The sequence below is a fragment of the Rodentibacter caecimuris genome, from assembly GCF_010587025.1.
Lineage (GTDB): Bacteria > Pseudomonadota > Gammaproteobacteria > Enterobacterales > Pasteurellaceae > Rodentibacter > Rodentibacter caecimuris.
In genome coordinates, this window is the sequence record NZ_CP040863.1 from 2,345,540 (window position 1) to 2,368,195 (window position 22,656).

Sequence of the window (22,656 nt, forward strand, 5' to 3'; positions counted from 1 at the left end):
GACGAGGCTGATTGAATCGCCTCGTCTTTTTTGAAGTTTATTCCCCTTTTACTTCTTTCATCCAGCGATCAATTAAACGTTTCGCTTCTTGGTCGGCGCCAAACCGAATGAAATCAATATCAATTAATTTTAATTTCATCGGATTGGGGAGATTTGGGTGCGATTTTGCGTGGATATTGGTCGGTAACTGATAAGAATCAGCTTCACGCCACGGAATTTCTTGTGCTTCGGCGGACAGGACAAAATCAATAAAACGTTTGGCATTTTCTAAATTTCGTCCGTTTTTGATAATACTTGCAGCCCCTAGGGTGTAACCGACTCCTTCGCAAGGCAAGATGCCGACAACAGGCGCGCCTTTATCTTTTTCACGTACATAGGCGTGCATAAAACTAATATTCACTGCCGTTGCACCGGTAGAAAGATTGCTGGTTGCCATGCCACTTTTGGTATATTGGTTGATATTTTTGTTTAAGGCTTTTAAATAATCGAACGCTTTATCTTCACCCATAATTTCGATTAAGGTCGAAAGAATACTATATCCCGTACCGGATACACGAGGATCGGGATATTGCACTAAATCCTTAAATTCCGGTTTTAATAAATCCGCATAACATTGTGGCTTGGCGATGTTTTTTTCGGTAAGGGATTTTTCATTTATCCCAATGCCAAGTTCCATCAAATAAATAATTGAAGTGGTATCCCCGCGTTGTTCTACCAATTTTTTAAATTGAGGCATAATATCTTTTTGTTCAGGGGAACGATAAATCGCAAGCAAACCGGCATCTCGTGCTTGAAGGTGCGGTTCAAAGGTTCCGCCATACCAAACATCAGCTTGAGGATTATCTTTTTCTGCTTTGAGCTTGCCTAGCACAGTGCCGGTGCTATGACGCACAAATTGTGTTTCAACATGATATTTTTTGCTAAATGCTTGTGAAACTTTCTCGCAGGTAGTGTTTTGAACGCTGCAATAAACAACGAGTTTTCCTTGTGTCTCGGCATGATTTGGTAAACTGAAACCTAAAAGAGTACAAAGTGCGGTAAATTTTAAGGTATTTTTTAAATGCGCATAGTGGGTCATCATGCATCCCTACTTATTATTAATTGATGAATTAAAGAAAAAAGTAAGTCAGCCCTTGAGGAAGAGAAGATTAGTTTCCTACGTCAGTGCTAACTGCTTCAGGTTCACGGGTATTTCTCAGCGATTTTGCACCCCGACTAACCGAATCCACTATAAGCTGTCCCCCTATTTTTGTAAAGTCGGATCTGTTTATTGTTGCTGTCGTTGTGATGTTTTAAATGTACAAATATATGGAGTTTTTGTCATGAAAAATAGTGGTTGAAATACAAGCAGCCGCCTTCAGGAGGCTGTGTATTGAAACATTCCGAAGTTACTTGATGAAGCAGCGAAAAAAGGCAGCCGCCTTCAGGCGGTTGTGTATTGAAACATCTTTGTAGTATTCATCTACTCTCAAATCTAAAGCCTCCGTCTTGGAATAGTTGAGTATTAAGTGATTACAGACCTTTTGTTTAAAACTATAGTTAACGCTAGATTCGCTTACAAATAATGTCTATAATGACTGTAAATTTAAACAGATAAAATAATGTTATGACGGATATTTCTGAATTACTTGATGGGTTGAATGATAAACAGCGTGAAGCGGTTGCGGCTCCCCTTGATAACTGTTTAGTGCTGGCTGGGGCGGGAAGCGGTAAGACCCGAGTATTAACTCACCGTATTGCTTGGTTGATGGCAGTAGAAAATATTTCTGAAGGGAGCATTATGGCGGTGACTTTTACCAATAAAGCCGCAGCGGAAATGCGCCATCGTATTCAAGAAACATTAGCCAAACATTCCCAACACAGTTTATTCGGAATGTGGATTGGCACTTTTCACAGCATTGCTCATCGTTTATTGCGTGCGCACCATTTAGATGTCGGTTTGCCGCAGGATTTCCAAATTTTGGATTCGGAAGATCAATTGCGTTTAGTTAAACGCTTACTAAAATTGCACAATTTTGATGAAAAAGCCTTTCCTCCCAAACAAGCTTGTTGGTACATCAATAATAAAAAAGATGAAGGTTTGCGCCCGCACGAGATCGAGGATTTTAACGATCGCCAAGAGCGTGAATGGATTAAAATTTATCAAATTTATCAAGATACCAGTGACCGTGCGGGATTAGTGGATTTTGCGGAGTTATTGATTCGTGCTTATGAATTATTTGAAAAAAAACCGCTGATTTTGCAGCGTTACCAACAACGTTTTCAACATATTTTGGTAGATGAGTTTCAGGATACCAATAAAATTCAATATCAATGGATCAAAACCCTTGCCGGACAGAGCGGAAAAGTGATGGTAGTGGGGGATGATGATCAATCTATTTATGGTTGGCGTGGCGCACAAGTTGAAAATATTCAAAAATTCCTGAAAGATTTCAATGCCAAAACCATTCGTCTTGAACAAAATTACCGTTCTACCGCGAATATTTTAAATAGTGCAAATGAATTAATTGCCAATAATACGGATAGGCTTGGGAAAAATTTGTGGACGGAAGGGGAAAAAGGAGAGCCTGTTGGAATTTATGCCGCTTTTAATGAGCTGGACGAAGCCAAATTTGTGGCGTCGCAAATTCAGGATTGGGTGGATAACGGGGGAAAACTGGATGATTGTGCCGTGCTTTACCGTAGCAACAGTCAATCCCGCGTGATTGAGGAGGCTTTAATTCGTAGTCAAATTCCTTATCGGATTTATGGTGGGGTGAGATTCTTTGAACGCCAAGAAATTAAAGATGCCTTAGCCTATTTGCGTTTGATTAATAACCGACAAGATGATGCGGCATTTGAACGCGTGATTAACACGCCGACACGAGGGATTGGTGACCGCACTTTAGATGTCTTACGAAATTTAACACGTGCACGTCAAATTACATTATGGCAGGCGATACAAGTTGCCATCCAAGAAAATATGCTTGCGGGACGAGCATCCACCGCATTATTACGCTTTCAAGAATTAATTAATTCTTTGCAGCAGGATACCTTTGAAATGCCGCTTTTTGCTCAAACGGATTTTGTGATTAAACATTCCGGTTTGTATGAAATGTATAAACAGGAAAAGGGAGAAAAGGGCGAAGTGCGGATCGAAAACTTGGAAGAATTAGTCACTGCGACACGTGAATTTATAAAACCCGATGAGGCGGATGACATGACGGATCTTACTGCTTTTCTAACTCATGCCTCGCTTGAAGCGGGAGAGGAACAAGCTTCACCGCATCAATCTTGTGTCGAAATGATGACATTGCATTCCGCAAAAGGATTGGAATTTCCCCGTGTATTTATCGTCGGCGTGGAAGAAGGTCTGTTTCCGAGTTTCCGCTCTTTTGAAGAGCCGGGGCGTTTGGAAGAAGAACGCCGTTTGGCGTATGTCGGTATTACCCGTGCAAAGAAAAAATTGACCATTTCCTATGCGGAGAGTCGTCGTTTATATGCAAAAGAAGAACGCCATCTCCCATCCCGTTTTATCGCAGAGTTACCGCGAGAATGTATCCAAGAAATTCGTTTGCGCGGAACGGTTACACGGGCAATGAATCTAGCGAAAGTGGGAACGCTGTCTCATTCGATAGAGAATGAAAACGGATGGAAAATGGGGCAAAAAGTGAAACATGAAAAGTTTGGTGTCGGTACGGTGATTAATGTTGAAGGGAGCGACAATAACACAAGATTACAAATTGCTTTCCAAGCCCAGGGCATTAAATGGCTGATTGCGCATTTGGCAAAGTTAGAAAAGATGTAATTCCCTTCTCATATTCCAACAAGACATAGCCAATAACCTTTAGTGATTTGGCAAAGTAAGCTAAAGTGCGGTAGAATCCGATAGATTTTTTATTTTACCTATTGGTTTTTTTGAAAAGTGCGGTGAATTTTGACCGCACTTTTTGTTAAGTGATTATCAACAAATTCCCATGTTTAAATTTATCTTCAAACGTATTTTGATGGTGATTCCAACTTTCATTGCCATTACTTTTGTCACCTTTGCTCTCATCCATTTTATCCCAGGTGATCCGGTAGAAATTATGATGGGGGAACGGGGCTTAACGCCTGAGGTTCACCAGCAAATGATGCATCAATTAGGTTTAGATCTTCCTCTATATCAGCAATACTTCAACTATATTGGTAATGTGATTCAAGGGGATTTTGGCGCTTCATTTCGTACACAACAACCTGTTATTACCGAGTTTTTTACCCTTTTCCCGGCTACGACTGAGTTGGCTTTTTTTGCGTTGCTTTGGTCGCTACTCGGTGGCCTGATACTCGGCACAATAGCTGCGGTGAAAAAAGACAGTTGGATTTCTCATGGAGTAACGACTATTTCACTGACTGGTTACTCTATGCCTATTTTTTGGTGGGGCTTGATTCTGATTTTATATGTGTCTCCTTCCCTTGGTTTACCGCAAGGGGGGCGTTTAGAAAACGATTTTTGGATCGATACGCCAACAGGTTTTATGCTGATTGATAGTTGGCTTTCCAGTGTACCGGGTGCGTTTGAAAATGCGCTGAAATCCTTGATTTTGCCTGCCATTGTATTAGGCACAATACCGCTTGCGATTATTACGAGGATGACCCGCTCCGCTATGTTGGAAGTATTAGGCGAAGATTATATTCGTACGGCTAAAGCAAAAGGGCTCAGTTATACACGTATTGTGATTGTACATGCGTTGCGTAACGCGTTGATTCCGGTGGTGACCGTAGTGGGATTAATTGTCGGTCAATTACTTTCCGGTGCGGTATTGACGGAAACGATTTTCTCGTGGCCGGGTATTGGAAAATGGATTATTGATGCCATTCATGCACGGGATTATCCTGTACTGCAAGGCGCCGTTTTAATTATCGCCACGATTATTATTGTGGTGAATTTAACCATTGATTTGCTTTACGGCGTGGTAAATCCGCGTATTCGTCATTGATGTAGGAGAAAGAATGACAGACACAACTTCAATGTTAGTGCCTAGAACGCCTTTACAAGAATTTTGGTTTTATTTTAAGCAAAATCGAGGTGCGCTCATCGGGTTAATTTTTATTCTGGTTGTGGCATTTATCGGTATATTTGCTTCCTATATTGCCCCTTTTGACCCAGCTGAGCAAAATCGTACCGCACTATTATTACCTCCAGCTTGGTATGAGGGTGGCAACGTGGCTTATTTACTTGGTACTGATGATATTGGTCGGGATATTCTTTCACGTATTATTTATGGTACCCGAATTTCAGTTTTTGCCGGCTTTGTCATCGTGATCCTTTCTTGTTTGTTGGGAACGAGCTTAGGATTGCTTGCCGGTTATTATGGTGGCGTATTGGATACGGTTATTGTGCGTTTAATTGATATTATGTTGGCAATTCCGAACTTATTGCTGACTATTGTCGTTGTTTCGATCTTAGAGCCTTCTTTACTGAATGCAACCTTGGCTATTGCGGTGGTATCTATTCCAAGCTATGTTCGTTTAACCCGGGCAGCAGTGATGAATGAAAAAAATCGGGATTATGTAACCTCATCTAAAGTAGCGGGCGCGGGGGTATTACGCTTAATGTTTATTGTGATTTTACCTAACTGCTTAGCCCCGCTTATTGTACAAATGACAATGGGGATTTCTAACGCTATTTTAGAACTTGCCACGCTGGGTTTCCTTGGTATTGGAGCTAAACCACCGACACCGGAATTAGGCACCATGCTTTCCGAAGCACGGAGTTTTATGCAGGCAGCTAACTGGTTGGTAACGATTCCGGGCTTGGTGATTTTATCTTTGGTACTCGCCTTTAATTTAATGGGCGATGGTCTGCGTGATGCACTCGATCCAAAACTTAAACAATAAGGGGGCGGAATGGCATTATTGGAAGTAAAAGCGCTTTCAGTTCAGTTTGGTGATAAAACTACACCTTTTAACGCGGTGGATCGTGTAAGTTATCAAGTAGAGCAAGGCGAAGTCTTGGGCATTGTCGGGGAATCAGGTTCCGGTAAATCGGTGAGTTCTTTAGCGATTATGGGATTAATTGATTATCCGGGACGGGTTTTTGCAGATTCTTTAGCATTTGAAGATAAAGATTTATTAACCCTGAGTGACAAAGACAAACGCGCCCTGATTGGTGCGGATATGGCAATGATTTTCCAAGATCCAATGACCAGCCTAAATCCTGCCTATACAGTAGGGTTCCAAATTATGGAGGCACTAAAAGTTCATGAGGGCGGTTCAAAAAAATCACGTCGCCAGCGTACCTTGGAATTATTGCGTTTGGTCGGGATTCCGGATCCCGAATCACGTATAGATGTTTATCCCCACCAACTTTCCGGCGGAATGAGTCAGCGCATGATGATTGCGATGGCAATTGCTTGTAAGCCGACACTATTGATTGCCGATGAGCCGACCACTGCATTAGATGTGACGATTCAAGCGCAAATTATGGATCTATTACTCGATTTACAGAAAAAAGAATGTATGTCGTTAATTTTAATTACCCATGATCTTGCGCTCGTTGCCGAAGCGGCACATCGCATTATTGTGATGTATGCCGGTCAAGTCGTCGAAGAAGGGCGGGCAGAGGATATTTTTCGTGAACCCAAACATCCTTATACCCAAGCATTATTGCGATCTTTACCTGAATTTGCGGAAGGTAAATCTCGTTTGCAATCTTTACCGGGTGTCGTGCCGGGAAAATATGATCGTCCGAACGGTTGTTTGTTAAATCCTCGTTGCCCTTATGCCACAGAACATTGTCGCCAAGTTGAGCCGGAATTACATCACATGGCTGATCGTAAAGTGAAATGCCATACCCCACTAAATATAGCGGGTGAGCCGGTTGAATGGAGTAAAGGAGAATAATCAATGACGAATTATATCAAAGAGCATGCTCCTTTACTGAATGCGATAGGGTTAAAAAAATATTATCCGGTTAAAAAAGGCCTATTTACAAAAACTCAGCAAGTGAAAGCCTTGGATGGTGTCTCTTTTCAATTAGAAAGAGGTAAAACTCTTGCGGTAGTAGGAGAATCCGGTTGTGGCAAATCCACATTAGGGCGTTTGCTTGCCATGATTGAAGCGCCTACTGAGGGGGAGCTGTATTACAAGGGACAGAATTTTTTAGAAAATAATTCGGCAACGAAAGCCTTACGGCGTAAGAAAATTCAAATTGTTTTCCAAAATCCTTATGCCTCATTAAATCCACGTAAAAAAATTGGCGCTATTTTGGAAGAACCTTTAATTATCAACACGAAACTTTCTGCTAAAGAACGGAAAGAAAAAGTGCTTTCTATGATGGCAAAAGTGGGATTACGTGCAGAATTTTATGATCGCTATCCTCATATGTTTTCCGGCGGACAGCGTCAGCGTATTGCTATTGCGCGCGGTTTAATGTTAGAGCCGGATATTGTCGTAGCGGATGAACCGGTGTCTGCCCTTGATGTCTCGGTGCGTGCACAAGTATTAAATCTTATGATGGATTTACAAGATGAATTGGGATTGTCTTATGTATTTATTTCTCACGATCTTTCCGTGGTGGAACACATTGCCGATGAAGTCATGGTGATGTATTTGGGGCGTTGTGTGGAAAAAGGTACAACGGCACAAATTTTTTCCAATCCTCAACATCCCTATACGCAGGCTTTACTTTCTGCCACACCACGCCTCTCGCCCGATTTACGCCGTGAACGTATAAAATTAGTCGGGGAATTACCAAGCCCGATTAATCCGCCGCAAGGCTGTGCTTTTAACCCGCGTTGTTGGAAAGCAACAGAAAAATGCCGTGAAGCAAGACCGATATTATCGCAGTATCCTGATGGTAAATTGATTGCTTGTTTTCATATTGATTAGTAAAACAAGCCGAGAAACAACCGCACTTTAAGTAAAAGTGCGGTTGTTTTTTATTTAAGGGGCTTTGGGGGACTACGTAGCAATAAAATTGAGAAAATTAATTTTAGAAGTTTAAAGATTTTGCGATTCGCAATTCCCTTGGTTTCCTAATCTGAATCGGCTTTTTGTTTTGCCAGCCAAATACTTAATGCCAGCCACAGCAAGCAAAGCGGTACACTAATCCAAGCGATAGTGGATAAACTTAAGCTTAGTGTGTTTAAGCCCGCATAGCTCCAACTTCCGATTTGATCTCCGGTTCGGTAAATGACGGTATCAATGACATTCTTGGCTTTGTAACGATCTTCACGGTTTAAACGTGTGAATAATACTTCCCGAGCGGGGCGGGTGAAAGCAAAATTACTCACTCGTCTTGTTACCTGGATAATCACAAATATCGCGACCGTTGGATAAATGGCTAACATTGCAAAACTGACACTGCTTAACAACGGTAGCATTGCCAGTACGGGAAGGATGCCTAAATATTTCATCATTCTGCCGGTTAAACCCAGTTGGAAAATTAGGGTTAAACCATTTACCCATAAATCAATATTGGCGAAAAAGGCGGTACGTTCTGCCCGGTTTAAAAAGTGATTGTTTACAATTTCAGCTTGTTGAAAGTAAAGTACAGTGGAAGTCATGGAGTAGCACAGAATAAAGGCAGAAATTCCAAGTAAGTAAGGCGATTGGAAAGTACGTGTTAAACCTGATAGCACACTACCGCCAATTTCCACTCTTTCAGTATAACCTCGATGAATCTCTGGTGAGCTTAAACGGGAAACCTGTTTTGCCGATTGCACAGCAATTTCGAGTAAGAGAAGGGCTATCGTTAAGAATACATATTGACTTAAATTATCTGCCAATCCAGAGATAAACGCCGAACCAGTCATACCACCAAGGGTTGCACCTGTTGCTAACAAACCGAATAGGCGTTTGCTTTGCTCTGTGCTGAATACATCGCTCATCAGTGACCAAAATACGGATACTACAAACAAGTTAAATACCGATACCCAGATAAAGAAGATTCTGCCCGTCCAAATAAGAATTTCACCATTAGCAGCGTACATTAAATAGGCAAAAATCAATAAGTTCAGCATAAAAAAGCGGTAAGCTATAGCGATAAATTTTTCTCGTTTCCAACATTTTACCAAATAGGCATAGCAAGGGGTCAGCACCAACATTGCAATTAATGTTCCTGTAAATAGCCACGGTAAATTTCTGACACCGCCGGTTGCCCCTAATTCATCTCGAATAGGACGTAAGCTGTAATAGGCTAAAAAGAGGGTGAATACATAAAACCAAGACCAAGCCAATGTTTTGATTTCATTGGGTTTGATATCTACAAATTTTTGTAAAAGATTGTTCATTTACTTTCCGTTTATCAATAAAAGAGCGGTCGGTTTTTCGGTTAAATTTGCGATATTATGTAACAGTTGCAAAAACCTAAATTTTATCTCATAAGTAGGGACATCACGCTGGCGTCCGTCATACAACCTTTTAAAAGCATTTAATTTTTACGGACGCCGGCGTGACGTCCCTACATTTTCTTTAAATTGTGCATTTGCGACATAATGCCGTTAAATTTTTGAAATTACATCGAAAAATGACCGCTATACAGAGAGAGGATTATTGGCAAAAATCAGCCAATAGCCGATCAATTTCCGCAAAAGCTTCCGTTAAAACACCATTTTCAGAGCGTATCGCCGTACCTTGAGCCCGTGCGATGTAAAAAGCATCAAAGCCCATCATATTGATAAACATTTCTTTTAAGTACATTCGACTAAACTCAAGGGGCGTGTAGCGGTCATTATTGGTATAAATTGAACCGCTTGATTGCAAAAGGAAAACTTTGCGTCCATCAGTCATCAAACCTTCAGAACCGGAGGCTGTATAACGGAATGTTTCACGAGCAATGAAAATGTTATCCATGTCATCTTTTAATTTAGATGGAATATTGAAGTTATATAACGGCATCGCAATAACAATACGCTTATGGGATTTAAATTGCATCAAAATCTCTTGCATTTTGACCGCTCTTTCTTGTTGCGCTAAGGTTAATTCTGCACCTGCCATTTTTTGTGAAAATAATGTCAATGTTTCATTGTCTAAACGAGGAACATCCGTTTCGGCTAAACTAATGATCGTGATTTGCTCATTCGGATTAAGTTTAGCCCACTGTTCTACAAAGTAATTTTGTAGTTTCCGTGTATAGTTTGGTAGGTGAAATTGTGGATGAGCATTAATCAACAATGTTTTCATATTATTGTCCTGTCTCATTATTTATGGGATTTCCATTCTGGCACTACTTTTTGGAATTTACTGAGGTCAATCATCGGGCTTTCTTCTGCAATATTATATAAGCCGTTTAAATCGGCTTTAACTGCCTTGACAATAGCATCTACTGCTATGTCCACATTAACAGACGGATAGCCTTCAATTGGCGCATCAAACCCTGATTTACCGCCATATAACCAACCAAAACGTAAAACGACAGGGGTAAATTTACCTGCCAGAGTACGCATTTCAACTTCCTTTAATGCTTTAACCGATTCACCGTAAATAGGATCATCTTCTCCCACTAATACATCCGTTTCAGTAATTTTCTTGTCTGTTGGGAAGTAGTATAAGAAACTTTGGTTAATGAATTTTTTTACACCTGCTTTTTCTGCTGCGGCAACGAGATTTTTTGTACCCTCTACACGTACTTTGGCATCACGTTTTAATCCTTCGGGCATTTCTGATTCTTTTAAACCTTTAGGCAATGAAGAAACTTGGTTAATGACGACATCAGGTTTTACATTCACAATGGCTTTTTCCACAGCTTTTGCATCAAAGACATCAAGCACCACAGGTTTTACTCCGTTGACTTCTAATGCTTTTGCACGATCTGCACTACGACTTGTTCCATAAACTGTATGCCCTGCTTCAACCAGTGCTTTACCCAAAGGTTCACCGACTACCCCTGTTGCGCCTGCTAAGAAAATAGTTTCGGCAAGTGCCGAAGTGGATATTGTTAAGCTAAACGTGAGGGCAATTAGACTTTTTTTCATTTTGTTTTCCTTTTGTTAAAATTTTAGCGATATTGTAGCGATAGATGTTATTACAATATATCCCCTTAATTCGCATACTTTATTTATAAAAGTCGGATAATGAACAAAAATTATCTCTATTTTCTGTATAAGTTCATTTTGTTCTAAATTAAAAGTCGCCTAAAATGGCTTCATTTGTATGATAAATTACATGATTAGAGAAATTTATGGCACTAGATAAACTAGAGGTGATGCGGGCATTTTGTCGAATTGTGGAGACCGGCAACTTCAAAAATGCCTCGGAAGATTTAAATATCGCCACAACAACGCTATCAGGGCAAATTCAAAGTCTTGAAAATCATTTAGGTATTAAATTGTTGCATCGTACTACACGTCGGGTTTCACCTACTGCAGACGGCTTACAATATTATCAACGAATCCTACCGCTTTTAGATGAAATTGAAGAAATTAATCGGGAAATTCAACAGCAAAATCATATATCCGGTTTACTGAAAGTTGAAATGCCTTCGCCTATTGCGGATCATCTTATCGTACCGAATTTGCCCTCATTTTTGCAGAAATACCCTAATTTACGCTTTGAAATTGGCAGTAGTGAACGAGTAGTTGATCTTATCAATGAAGGTGTCGATTGTGCTATTCGCGGTGGTGTGATTACGGATGATAGCCTTGTGGTAAAGATGGTTGGGCAAATGCCGTTCTGTTTATGCGCCACACCTGATTATTTACGCCAACATATGCCGATTACTAACGCAGAAGATTTAGAGCAACATAGTTATTTAGCATTTAAATTTGCTGCAACGGGCAAAGTAGCGAAAGTTTATGTTGCAGCGGAAGTGATAAATCAAGTTAAAGATGACATGCTTTTCCATAAAACGCCCGATCAAACTTATAATAATGCCCAAACCTATTATCGGGCTTTATTGGCGGGACTAGGCATAGGCTACGCCCCAAAAGCGTTTGCCGCACCTTATTTGGCCTCGGGCGAGTTAGTTGAAATTTTAAAAGATTATCCACTTCAAGCGATGCCGCTGAGTTTTGTTTACCCTTATTCTCGCTACACGCCAAAGCGAGTAAAAATATTTTTGGAATGGGTTGAGGAACTGATTGAACGACATTCTGTATGGCAGAAGGAAAAGTAAAAGTGCGGTTGTTTTTTTAAGGGTTTTTCAGTGGATAACGAGATTGGAAAATAGTGAAAATGGTTAATCCAATAACCCCCAGCAGCGCGCCGCTAAATCCGATATATTCCAATCCGACATAATTCATGATTTGGCTGCCTAATAACGCACCGGCACCGATCCCTGCATTAAATATGCCCGAATAGATTGCCGTAGCCACATCGGTGGCGTCCGGTGCAAGTTTTAGTACGTGCATTTGCAAAGCAAGTCCAATACAGGAAATGCCGATTCCCCAGAGGAAAGCGAGGGTGAATATTGTGGCAGTATAGAGGGTTGAGCCGAGTAAAAGTGTGAGTGAGACAATGAATAATCCCATTGCACTTAGAACAAATTTTTTTGGGTTAAAGCGGTATAACCGATTGAACAGTAAACTTGCACTAATACCTGATAAGCCAAATACGAGGAGAATCATTGTGGTAAGATTTGGTGCCAACTGTCCTATTTGAATCATAAAAGGCTCAATATAGGTATAGGCGGTAAAATGTGCCGAAATGATGAGCGCCGTTGTGATATAAAGCCCGATTAACAATGGACGTTTGGCGAGAACGGGTAAGCTGGCAAGTGAACCGGTATTTTTACTTGGAAGACGGGGTAAAAGTTGAATAATTAAGAACATTGCCACTAATGCTAGGACGGCAATAATGCCGAAAGTAACCCGCCATCCGACAAGCTGACCGATTAAGCGTCCGAGAGGTAAGCCTAAGATCGTGGCAAGAGATGAACCAATCGCAAGCATACCGAGTGCTTGAGTTTTTTTATTTTTAGAGGCGATTCGCATCACGAGGGAGGCAGTGATAGACCAAAAAATAGAATGAGCTAATGCAATACACATACGGGCAATCAGTAATACCCAAAAATTCCACGTAATCACAGAGAGGATATGTCCGATAATGAAAATCAAAAAAAGTTTAATGAGTAAACTTTTCCGCTCCATTTTTCTTGTTGCCAGCATTGCCGGTAAAGACATCACCAGTACAGTCCAAGCATAGACTGTCATCATCAGTCCGGTTTCAGCAGTTTGCATTTCAAAACTTTGAGCAATATTAGTCAATAATGCAACGGGTACAAATTCCGTAGTATTGAAAATAAAGGCGGTGCAAGCCATGATAATGACCCGCCAAGTTTGGATTTTTTCAGCTTGTTGGTAAAAAGACATTACTTCAATTTCTTCTTAATGAGATCTTTTAACTGTTTCCGAAAATCTTTATTTATTTCCAGTTTGTACTGAGGCGAATAGCAGCTATCAAAAAAGCGAATAGGGAGTTTCAGGTTTTGGTACTTTTCATTTGTTGCAGAAAGCTTGAGATTAATATCGCATTGCATTGTGTGTAAATCAATCGCACCATTGCCTTCACCTAAAAGTGCGGGTGTTTTTAGGCTGATTTTATTGACGGTTAATAAATTATTTTCCAGACTCAGTGATGAAATAGCGGTTTGATAGGGGGTGTTCATACTTTTCCCTTGTAATAATTCATCATTGTAATTAATTGGGAAATATTGTGACAGCAGATCCAGTAAATTTATTCCTAAAAGTTCCCCGTCTCGAGCATTAAAATCAAATTGCCCTTGCATTAATTCTGAATTGGAAAAAGTCAGCTGAATATTAAAATCCGTTGTGCCGGTCATTGTATTAGGAAAGCTTAATAGGGTGAGTAAGCGCTCCATAGGAAAATTTTTACCGGAAAATTTGACCGCACTTTCTTGTGCAAGACTATTGAATTTTAGCACGGCTAAACAATCAGTGGTGCAGGCCGGCTTGATGTAGGCTGCCAGTATTTTATACGGTTTAGAAAAATCAGCGTGCACTTCAATATACCCTAATGTTTGCTCATTGAGTTTTGCTCTTTCAATTTGGATTAATGATTCTTTATCTTGTCGAAGGGCAATATTTGCTTTATTAAAGGAGAAATCGAATGTTGTATTTTTTCCATAAATCGGTTTTTCAAGTTCAATAGAGATTCGATTTTCTCTGTTAAAGGAAATACTTTTTGCCAATAATTTTTTCAGTGAAAAATCTGAAAGTTGTAGAGTTATTTTCGCTGAATTGAGGGAGTTTTCACCGAATTTAGCTTGATTTATTATGAGTTGTTCAAATTTTGGCTCGCCGAGAATTAACGGTAAAAATGCCAATTTTCCCTCAATCCGTTTGAGGGACATCTCATGAAACCTCAGTTGCTCAATAGAAAAATAAGGTTGAGGAATGAGATTGAACTCAAGGGATTTTACTTGAATATTGTGTTGGGCTAATTGCTCGGTGAGCTGTGTTTTGGCTTGTTGAAGTTGGATGTAGAAAAAAGCAAAGATCGCAACAAGCACGATCAACAGGCTTATTGCGATCTTTTTCATTTATTTATCCTCATCAATGCGACTTGCCACAGCCGTTTGTTGGTTTCTATATTTCGCATCTTTACGGCGGTTGTAAGGGCGGGCAGCCTCTCCGCTTAATACTTCAAAACTTAGCGCACCGATAATCATATTGGGGCGCAATGCTAAAGGCAATTTGCCGGAATTATAAAATTCTAGGACGATTTTTCCTTCCCAACCCGGATCAATACGGTGTGCTGTTACATGAACCATTAAGCCTAGACGGGCGAGGGAAGAGCGACCATCCAACCAACCAATAATATTTGCCGGTAATTTGACGGATTCTAACGTAGTCGCCAGTGCCAATACACCGGGATGTAGAAAAAAGGCTTCGTTGTCAGGGATGATAATTTCATCGCTCATGACCGATTCTAATTGTGCAGATACTTCTTCTTTAGGGCCGCTTAAATCAATATAAGGTGCAGAATGTTCGCGAAATACCCGGAAGGAATTGCCTAAACGGACATCAATGGTTGCACCGTTAATTTTGTCGTTAGCAGGTCGGGGGGTTAAAGAAATAATGCCATCATCAAGATAGCGTTCGATATCGGTATCACAAAGACGCATAATTTCTCCTATTTTTGATTTAATAAATGAAGAATTTGAGCTTTTAGCATATTGATCGCAATGCGATTCTTACCGCCGCGAGGAATGACAATATCAGCGTATTGTTTAGACGGTTCAATAAATTGTAAGAACATTGGACGTACCGTTGAACGGTATTGATCAATAACGGATTGAAGCGAGCGACCGCGTTCTTCCATATCACGTTGCAAGCGGCGAATAAAACAAATATCAAGCGGTGTATCAACAAATACAGAAATATCCGCTAATTGGCGTACACGCTCATCCGTGAGTAATAAAATACCTTCTAAAATAACGATACGTTTAGGTGTGAAGTGAGTCGTTTCAGCCGTTCGAGTATGTTCTACATAGCTATAAACAGGAATATTCACCGCTTTATTGGCTTTTAAATCTTTTAAATGCTGAATGAGTAAATCACGATCCATGGAGTTGGGGTGGTCATAATTGGTTTTTACTCGTTCGCTCATTTCTAAATGGCTTTGATCTTTGTAGTAGCTATCTTCTGTGATGATGCCGATTTGTTGGCAACCCAATTCATTACATAATTCTTTATGAACGGTGGAAGCAATGGAACTTTTTCCTGAGGCGGAGGCGCCGGTGATAGCAATAATGATACAAGATGAATCTGGCATAAATATAACCTGAAAACTGACAAATTCCCTGAATTATAAAGAAAAGTGCGGTCAATTTCACCTTTATTTTCAGTATCAATTTGCAAAATTGTGAGGATTATCACGGTATTATTTTTCGTTTTCGCGTAGTATTTTAGCGTTTTCACCCAATAGGAGTATTTGCTATGAAACTCAATAAAATTTCGTTTTCCATTTCAACCGCACTTTTAGCCGGCGGTTTAATGATTTCCTCTGGCGTGAACGCCAAAGGTCGCTTGGTCGTGTACTGTAGTGCTACTAATATTTTATGTGAAACCACTACGAAAGCCTTTGGCGAAAAATATGATGTAAAAACGTCTTTTATCCGCAATGGTTCGGGAAGTACATTTGCAAAAGTCGAGGCGGAAAAAAATAATCCGCAAGCCGATGTGTGGTTTGGCGGTACCTTTGATCCGCAAGCGCAAGCGGCGGAATTAGGTTTGATTGAGCCCTATAAGTCCAAACATATTGATGAAATTGTTGAATCGTTCCGTGATCCGGCAAAAACAAAAGGTAATTATGTTTCCGCCATTTATATGGGGATTTTAGGTTTTGGTGTTAATACCGAGCGTCTTGCTAAACTAGGTATTAAAGAAATCCCGAAATGTTGGAAAGATTTAACGGATCCAAATTTAAAAGGTGAAATCCAAATTGCCGATCCGCAAAGTTCAGGCACGGCTTATACTGCCATCGCGACCTTTGTACAACTTTGGGGTGAAGATAAAGCCTTTGATTTCTTTAAACAATTACATCCAAACGTATCACAATACACCAAATCCGGTATTGCGCCATCACGTAATGCGGCACGGGGCGAAACCGCTGTGGGTGTCGGTTTCTTACACGATTATGCATTAGAAAAACAGCAAGGCGCACCATTAGAATTAATCGTACCTTGTGAAGGAACCGGTTATGAATTGGGCGGTGTAAGCATCATTAAAGGGGCTCGAAATCTTGATAATGCCAAATTATTCATAGATTGGGCGCTTTCTCAAGAAGGGCAGGAGCTGGCGTGGAAGAAAGGGGAATCTTTGCAGATTTTAACCAATACGAAAGCGGAACAATCTCCTGTCGCCTTTGATCCTACGAAACTGAATTTAATCAATTACGATTTTGAGAAATACGGCGCAACCGAAGAACGTAAACGTCTAATTGAGAAATGGGTTCGGGATATTAAATTAGCAAACTAGCATTTCTGAAGTGCGGTTAAACGTTATCAATTTTTCGGCACTATGTAGCAAACGCATAAGTGAAAAATGTAAGGGCGAACGGCTACATAATGTCGCAATTTTTGACCGCACTTTTTGCCTTATTTATCTTTTCTTTTCACTACAATCATAAAACCATGGTTGGGAAACGGGCTGTCGCAGGTTCTCCTTTTGCACAGAAATCACAGGAATTGACCTGATGAACTCTGATTTGCTACTTAACGGTTCTAATGAGAGGCGCAGAAGATGAATTGATTAAATGTAGGCGTAAGTTAAAGTAGCCAAATAGTCTTTCGGAGGTTTAATGAGAAAGCAGGCATTTTTAAATAGCAATTGGTTTTGGATTGCCATTGCGTTAGTAGGGTTTATTTGTTTGCCCTATACAGCGCTTTATTACGGACTTTGGGAATCTACATCGGATGAGTTGTTGGAATCTATGGGGTGGGCTGCGCCCAATTTAAGTTGGCTATGGTTTGGTAGTCTGTTACTCATTCCCGCCGTGTCGCATTGCTTTAAACAAACAACGTCTCGACAAGGTTTGTTTGAGTTTTTGCTGATCTGTGCTCTTTTCGCCTTTATTTTTGTCTCTGCAACGATCGCTAAAATTAGCCTTGGTTATTCCATTTTTGTGTTAGTAGTGGTGCTGATTGCAATGGCAACGAATGCTTTGGCTAAAATGAAGATAATGCAAGGGGACAAATTTATTATTGCCTCGCTTATCAGTATTGTGCTGATGATTTTCTTTTTTATCGTTTATCCTACCTTAGCAATTTTTATTTCTATGTTTTATGACGGTTCGGAATTTGTTCCAACCCAATTTTTAACGATAATTAAGCAACCTTATATTATCCGTATTATCCTCAATTCATTGAGTGTGGCGGCAACTATCGGCGTCTTGGCAACTTTATTCGGTTTAATTTTTGCGCTTTATACGACCCGTATCGCCAAACGTACCGCTTTTATCGGTAAAATTTTCTCAATTTTACCGATTGTTACCCCGCCGTTTGTGGTGGGATTGGGGGTAACGTTAATGCTTGGACGTTCAGGTTATGTAACGCAATTTTTAGTGGAGTATCTCGGCTTTAATAACAACTGGTTATACGGTTTCACCGGTATTGTCATCGCTCATACACTGGCATTGACCCCGATGTCCTTTATGATTTTGGAGGGTGCGCTTAAATCCGTCCATCCTTCTATTGAAGAGGCTTCCTACACTTTGCGTGCAAACCGCTATCAAACCTTTTTCAATATCATTTTCCCACTATTGAAACCGGCACTGGGTAACTCATTCCTTGTGGTTGCCATTCAATCTTTAGCGGATTTTAGTACGCCATTGGTGCTGGGCGGTAGTTTTGATGTAATTTCCTCACAAATCTACTTTTTTATTGCAGGCTCACAACTTGATTATGCTTCAGCCAGTACATTGGGGAGTTTATTGCTTATTTTCTCGCTATCGATTTTCGTGATCCAGTATTTATGGATAGGTAATCGCTCCTATGTGACGGTTTCCGGCAAATCCTATCGTGGTGATGTGCAAGATCTGCCGAATCTTATGAAATACGCCATTATGCTGATTTTAGGTTTTTGGGTGTTATTCAATGTGGTTCTTTACGGCAGTATTTTCTACGGAAGCTTTACCGCTAACTGGGGAGTAGATTACACATTAACCTTTAAACATTATCTTGCGCTATTTGGTCAAGGCTTTAGCGATGGGGCTTGGCCGTCTCTTATCCAAACTGTATTGTTTTCCGCCGCAGCAGCGCCGATTACGGCTCTCTTTGGGCTATTGATTGCCTACATTACTGTGCGCCGTGATTTTAAAGGGAAGAAGACGTTAGAATTTCTCACCTTACTTTGTTTTGCCGTACCGGGTACGGTTGCGGGGGTGTCCTATATCCTTGCTTTTAATAGCGCGCCGATTTATATCACAGGAACGGGATTAATCATTATTCTTTCTATGGTGATGCGTAATATGCCGGTCGGGATGCGCGCTGCGATTGCAGGATTGGGACAATTGGATAAATCTCTCGATGAAGCCTCTCTCTCACTTAAGGGCAGTTCATTTAAAACCATTGTATTTATTGTGCTGCCATTGCTTAAACCGGCTCTGTTATCTGCATTGGTAACCAGTTTTGTCCGCTCTATGACAACAGTGAGTGCCATCGTCTTTCTTGTTACTGCCGATACCCGTGTTGCGACATCTTATATTTTAAATAGAGTCGAGGACGGTGAATATGGTGTGGCGATTGCCTATGGTTCGATTCTCATCGTCGTCATGATGGCGATTATTCTATTTTTTGATTGGCTCGTGGGGGATACCCGCATTAGTCGATCCAAAGCGAAAAAAATGAATTAAGCACCGTCTGAACATCTATAAAAGTGCGGTATAAAAATAAATAGTTTTTAAAAGGTAGTAATGATGAACAACGATTTTTTAGTATTGAAAAATATCACCAAAGCATTTGGTAACGCTGTCGTAATCGATAATTTAGATTTAACCATTAAACGTGGCACAATGGTGACCTTGCTTGGGCCGTCAGGTTGTGGCAAAACGACAGTATTAAGGTTGGTGGCGGGGTTGGAAAATCCCACAAGCGGTCAAATTTTTATTGACGGTGAAGATGTAACGAAATCTTCTATACAAAACCGCGACATTTGTATTGTGTTCCAGTCTTATGCGTTGTTCCCGCATATGTCTATTGGTGATAACGTGGGTTACGGCTTAAAAATGCAAGGTGTGGGCAAACAAGAACGCGCTCAGCGGGTTAAGGAAGCCCTCGAATTGGTGGATTTAGCAGGTTTTGAAGAACGATTTGTCGATCAAATTTCCGGTGGGCAACAACAGCGTGTGGCGTTAGCCCGTGCTTTAGTCTTGAAACCAAAAGTATTGCTATTTGACGAGCCGTTAAGCAACTTGGATGCGAATCTTCGCCGCGCTATGCGTGAAAAAATTCGTGAATTACAACAACGATTGGGTATCACGTCCTTATATGTTACTCATGATCAAACCGAAGCCTTCGCCGTATCCGATGAGGTTATTGTGATGCATAAAGGCAAGATTATGCAAAAAGCACCGGCAAAAGAACTTTATCTTCGCCCTAATTCCTTGTTTTTGGCGAATTTTATGGGGGAGTCCAGTATTTTTGAGGGGAAATTACAAAATGATACGGTGGATATTAACGGTTATCAAGTCCCCCTTTCTAATACGGCACAATTTGGTTTGGCTGATGGCGAATGCCTAGTGGGGATTCGTCCCGAAGCGGTTTATCTGAGCAATGAAGGCTCAGATAATCAACGTTGTGAGATTAAAAGTGCGGTCTATATGGGCAACTATTGGGAAGTGGTCGCGATTTGGGCAGGAAAAGAATTACTGGTGAATTGTAAACCGGAAGATTTTAATGCCGAACTCAAACAAGCCTATGTGAATTTGTCGAAATACGGGGTTTTTCTATTGAAGAAAGAATAGGTTATTTTGGCTTATCGCAACTCTTAAAGAAAAGTGCGGTTAATTTTAACCGCACTTTTTCTGTTCTAAAGGTGTTTTACACGACGTTTTACTTCTTCCTGTTTGCCCGCATTAAACGGACGCGCATCCGGACTGCCCAAATAGCCGCATACACGGCGGGTAACCGACACTTTGCTGCTGTCGTGATTACCGCATTTCGGGCAAACAAAACCTTTGCTGGTACATTCAAATTCTCCGGTGAAGCCACATTCGTAACATTCATCAATAGGCGTATTGGTGCCATAGTAAGGGACACGGTCATAACTATAATCCCAAACATCTTCCAGAGCTTTCAAATTATGTTGAATATTGGGATATTCGCCGTAGCAAATAAAGCCGCCGCTTGCTAAAGACGGATAGGGCATTTCAAAATCCAACTTATCATAAGGATTCACTTTCTTTTCCACATCCAAATGATAGCTGTTGGTGTAATAACCTTTATCCGTTACGCCTTCAATCACACCGAATTGTTTCGTATCCAAACGACAGAAACGATCACATAAATTTTCACTTGGCGTTGAATAGAGGCTGAAAGCATAACCAGTTTCTTTTTGCCACTGTTTCACCGCATTGCTTAAATGCGTAACGATTGCGAGACCTTTTTGGCGGAGTTGTTCATTATCAAAAATATGTCCTTGGTTATAAAGTGCATTAATAGTTTCATGAATGCCAATATAGCCAAGTGAAATTGAGGCTCGCCCGTTTTTAAACAGCTGTGCAACATTATCATCAGCCGCTAAACGTGCACCACAAGCCCCTTCCATATAAAGAATCGGCGCAACTCTAGCTTTCGTATTTTCAAGACGGGCAATACGTGTCATTAATGCCTTTTTAGCAATCGCAAGACGTTGGTCTAAAGTGCGGTAAAATTCCTCTTCATTTTGGGATTCTAAGGCGATACGCGGTAAATTCAGGCTAACCACCCCTAAATTGTTACGTCCATCGTGAATTTCCGTGCCTTGTTCCTGATAAGCGCCTAAAAAACTGCGACAGCCCATTGGCGCTTTGAAAGAACCGGTAACTTTGACGACTTGATCATAATTGAGAATATCCGGATACATTCGTTTGGAAGCACATTCCAGTGCAAGCTGTTTAATATCGTAATTCGGATCGCCCTTTGCTTGATTGATCCCCTTTTTAATGGTGAATACAAGCTTTGGAAAAACCGGTGTTTTATGATTTTTGCCTAAACCGAGAATGCGGTTTTTCAAGATTGATTGTTGGATTAAACGGGCTTGCCAACTCTCACCTAAACCAAAGCCAAAAGTAACAAATGGTGTTTGGCCGTTGGAGGTATGCAAGGTATTCACTTCATATTCTAGGGATTGAAACGCATCAAAACATTCTTTTTCAATTAATGATTTTGCGTAGCCTTCTGCATCCGGAATTTGCCAAGTGAGCGCATTTTTTAAATGTTTTTCATAGCTGATTTGAACATAAGGAGCAAGCACTTCATCAATACGATTAATGGTCGTACCGCCATAAATATGGCTTGCCACTTGCGCAATAATTTGTGCGGTTACCGCAGTGGCGGTACCAATGGATTTTGGCGGCTCAATTTCTGCATTTCCCATTTTGAAACCCTGAGAAAGCATCCCTTTTAAATCAACCAGCATACAGTTAAACATGGGGAAAAACGGTGCGTAGTCTAAATCGTGATAATGAATTTCGCCTTTTTCATGTGCTTCGACTACATCACGCGGCAAAATGTAATGTTTGGCATAATGTTTTGCTACGATACCGGCGAGTAAATCCCGTTGGGTCGGAATAACTTTGGCGTCTTTATTGGCATTCTCATTTAAGAGTTCTACATTACTTTGTTCAATTAAGCCTTCAATTTCCTTGGTCAGTTTGCTGCGTTTTTCTCGGGCTAAATCACGATCGTGACGATATTCAATATAAACACGCGCCACTTGCGGGTAATGGCTTTTCATCAGTTTGTCTTCAACGATTTTTTGAATTTGATGAATGTCGATTTCTTGTTGATGATGGGTAAAAATCTCATGGCTTACATCTTGCCCGATTTGGTGAAAATAAAATTCATCGTAAATATTAACCGCACTTGCGGCTTTTTTTATCGCATTGATAATCCGTTGAATCTCAAAATCAACACGAGAACCATCACGTTTGATGACGCTAAAATTGTTCATAATATGCTCCAAGTTATTATGCGTTACAAAAAACAGAAGCACTATATATAGATCTAAAATTATAATCAACACACAATATGTA

At 40.6% G+C, this 22,656-nt stretch carries 19 protein-coding genes and 1 riboswitch; of the genes, 10 read left to right on the forward strand and 9 right to left on the reverse strand.

Annotation, left to right across the window (positions count from 1 at the left end):
- Positions 1-37: 37 nt before the first annotated feature.
- The gene (locus FEE42_RS11465; RefSeq protein WP_164028649.1) at positions 38-1,078 is read right to left on the reverse strand and encodes an ABC transporter substrate-binding protein; all 1,041 of its coding nucleotides are present in this window, start codon (positions 1,076-1,078) and stop codon (positions 38-40) included.
- 58 nt (positions 1,079-1,136) lie between these two features.
- Positions 1,137-1,224, reverse strand: a riboswitch (TPP riboswitch).
- A gap of 382 nt (positions 1,225-1,606) precedes the next feature.
- Here FEE42_RS11465 and uvrD point away from each other — a divergent pair.
- The 5 genes from uvrD to FEE42_RS11490 all read left to right on the forward strand — a co-directional run bounded on the left by uvrD (position 1,607) and on the right by FEE42_RS11490 (position 7,851).
- The gene (uvrD, locus tag FEE42_RS11470) at positions 1,607-3,787 is read left to right on the forward strand and encodes a DNA helicase II (protein WP_164028651.1); all 2,181 of its coding nucleotides are present in this window, start codon (positions 1,607-1,609) and stop codon (positions 3,785-3,787) included.
- A gap of 169 nt (positions 3,788-3,956) precedes the next feature.
- Positions 3,957-4,958, forward strand: coding sequence for an ABC transporter permease subunit (locus tag FEE42_RS11475; RefSeq protein ID WP_164028653.1), 1,002 nt, complete (start codon positions 3,957-3,959; stop codon positions 4,956-4,958).
- 13 nt (positions 4,959-4,971) lie between these two features.
- Positions 4,972-5,859: an ABC transporter permease subunit gene (locus tag FEE42_RS11480; RefSeq protein WP_164028655.1), complete on the forward strand. Its 888-nt coding sequence runs from the start codon at positions 4,972-4,974 to the stop codon at positions 5,857-5,859.
- Between the two features lie 9 nt (positions 5,860-5,868).
- The gene (gene dppD, locus FEE42_RS11485; protein ID WP_164028657.1) at positions 5,869-6,864 is read left to right on the forward strand and encodes a dipeptide ABC transporter ATP-binding protein; all 996 of its coding nucleotides are present in this window, start codon (positions 5,869-5,871) and stop codon (positions 6,862-6,864) included.
- A 3-nt stretch (positions 6,865-6,867) separates the two neighbouring features.
- Entirely contained in the window at positions 6,868-7,851 is a 984-nt protein-coding gene (locus FEE42_RS11490; RefSeq protein WP_164028659.1) for a peptide ABC transporter ATP-binding protein, read from the forward strand.
- A 146-nt stretch (positions 7,852-7,997) separates the two neighbouring features.
- Here FEE42_RS11490 and FEE42_RS11495 read toward each other — a convergent pair whose 3' ends face one another.
- The 3 genes from FEE42_RS11495 to FEE42_RS11505 form a co-directional block, all read right to left on the reverse strand.
- Entirely contained in the window at positions 7,998-9,254 is a 1,257-nt protein-coding gene (locus FEE42_RS11495) for an NTP/NDP exchange transporter (protein WP_164028661.1), read from the reverse strand.
- Between the two features lie 259 nt (positions 9,255-9,513).
- Positions 9,514-10,146 carry an FMN-dependent NADH-azoreductase gene (locus FEE42_RS11500; protein WP_164028663.1) on the reverse strand — a complete coding sequence of 211 codons (633 nt, stop codon included), beginning with the start codon at positions 10,144-10,146 and terminating at the stop codon, positions 9,514-9,516.
- A 17-nt stretch (positions 10,147-10,163) separates the two neighbouring features.
- Entirely contained in the window at positions 10,164-10,937 is a 774-nt protein-coding gene (locus tag FEE42_RS11505; protein WP_164028664.1) for an NAD-dependent epimerase/dehydratase family protein, read from the reverse strand.
- 206 nt (positions 10,938-11,143) lie between these two features.
- Between FEE42_RS11505 and FEE42_RS11510 the strand changes: the two genes are divergently transcribed.
- Positions 11,144-12,076, forward strand: a complete 933-nt coding sequence (locus tag FEE42_RS11510; RefSeq protein ID WP_206023152.1) for a LysR family transcriptional regulator — start codon at positions 11,144-11,146, stop codon at positions 12,074-12,076.
- Positions 12,077-12,092: 16 nt separating this feature from the next.
- On the opposite strand, the gene FEE42_RS11515 is transcribed toward FEE42_RS11510, so the two are convergent.
- Genes FEE42_RS11515 through udk form a run of 4 tightly spaced genes read right to left on the reverse strand, consistent with a single transcriptional unit; the run spans position 12,093 to position 15,696 of the window.
- Positions 12,093-13,271 carry a sugar transporter gene (locus FEE42_RS11515; RefSeq protein ID WP_164028666.1) on the reverse strand — a complete coding sequence of 393 codons (1,179 nt, stop codon included), beginning with the start codon at positions 13,269-13,271 and terminating at the stop codon, positions 12,093-12,095.
- Positions 13,271-14,461, reverse strand: a complete 1,191-nt coding sequence (locus FEE42_RS11520; protein ID WP_164028668.1) for an AsmA-like C-terminal region-containing protein — start codon at positions 14,459-14,461, stop codon at positions 13,271-13,273. Before FEE42_RS11520 ends, FEE42_RS11515 begins: the two co-directional genes overlap by 1 nt.
- Positions 14,462-15,046: a dCTP deaminase gene (gene dcd, locus FEE42_RS11525; protein ID WP_059367227.1), complete on the reverse strand. Its 585-nt coding sequence runs from the start codon at positions 15,044-15,046 to the stop codon at positions 14,462-14,464.
- 8 nt (positions 15,047-15,054) lie between these two features.
- On the reverse strand, positions 15,055-15,696 hold the full coding sequence (gene udk, locus FEE42_RS11530) for a uridine kinase (RefSeq protein ID WP_059367226.1): 642 nt from the start codon (positions 15,694-15,696) through the stop codon (positions 15,055-15,057).
- A gap of 164 nt (positions 15,697-15,860) precedes the next feature.
- Here udk and FEE42_RS11535 point away from each other — a divergent pair, with 164 nt between their 5' ends.
- From FEE42_RS11535 to fbpC, 4 genes are all read left to right on the forward strand, one after another.
- Positions 15,861-16,901, forward strand: a complete 1,041-nt coding sequence (locus tag FEE42_RS11535) for an ABC transporter substrate-binding protein (RefSeq protein ID WP_059367224.1) — start codon at positions 15,861-15,863, stop codon at positions 16,899-16,901.
- Between the two features lie 89 nt (positions 16,902-16,990).
- Positions 16,991-17,119, forward strand: coding sequence for a hypothetical protein (locus FEE42_RS12960; protein ID WP_255204590.1), 129 nt, complete (start codon positions 16,991-16,993; stop codon positions 17,117-17,119).
- Between the two features lie 104 nt (positions 17,120-17,223).
- On the forward strand, positions 17,224-19,275 hold the full coding sequence (locus tag FEE42_RS11540) for an ABC transporter permease (protein WP_059367221.1): 2,052 nt from the start codon (positions 17,224-17,226) through the stop codon (positions 19,273-19,275).
- 60 nt (positions 19,276-19,335) lie between these two features.
- Positions 19,336-20,385 carry a ferric ABC transporter ATP-binding protein gene (gene fbpC, locus FEE42_RS11545; protein ID WP_059367219.1) on the forward strand — a complete coding sequence of 350 codons (1,050 nt, stop codon included), beginning with the start codon at positions 19,336-19,338 and terminating at the stop codon, positions 20,383-20,385.
- 65 nt (positions 20,386-20,450) lie between these two features.
- On the opposite strand, the gene nrdD is transcribed toward fbpC, so the two are convergent.
- Positions 20,451-22,574 (reverse strand): anaerobic ribonucleoside-triphosphate reductase, encoded by a 2,124-nt coding sequence (gene nrdD / locus FEE42_RS11550; RefSeq protein WP_059367216.1) that lies wholly within the window; start codon positions 22,572-22,574, stop codon positions 20,451-20,453.
- Positions 22,575-22,656 lie beyond the last annotated feature (82 nt).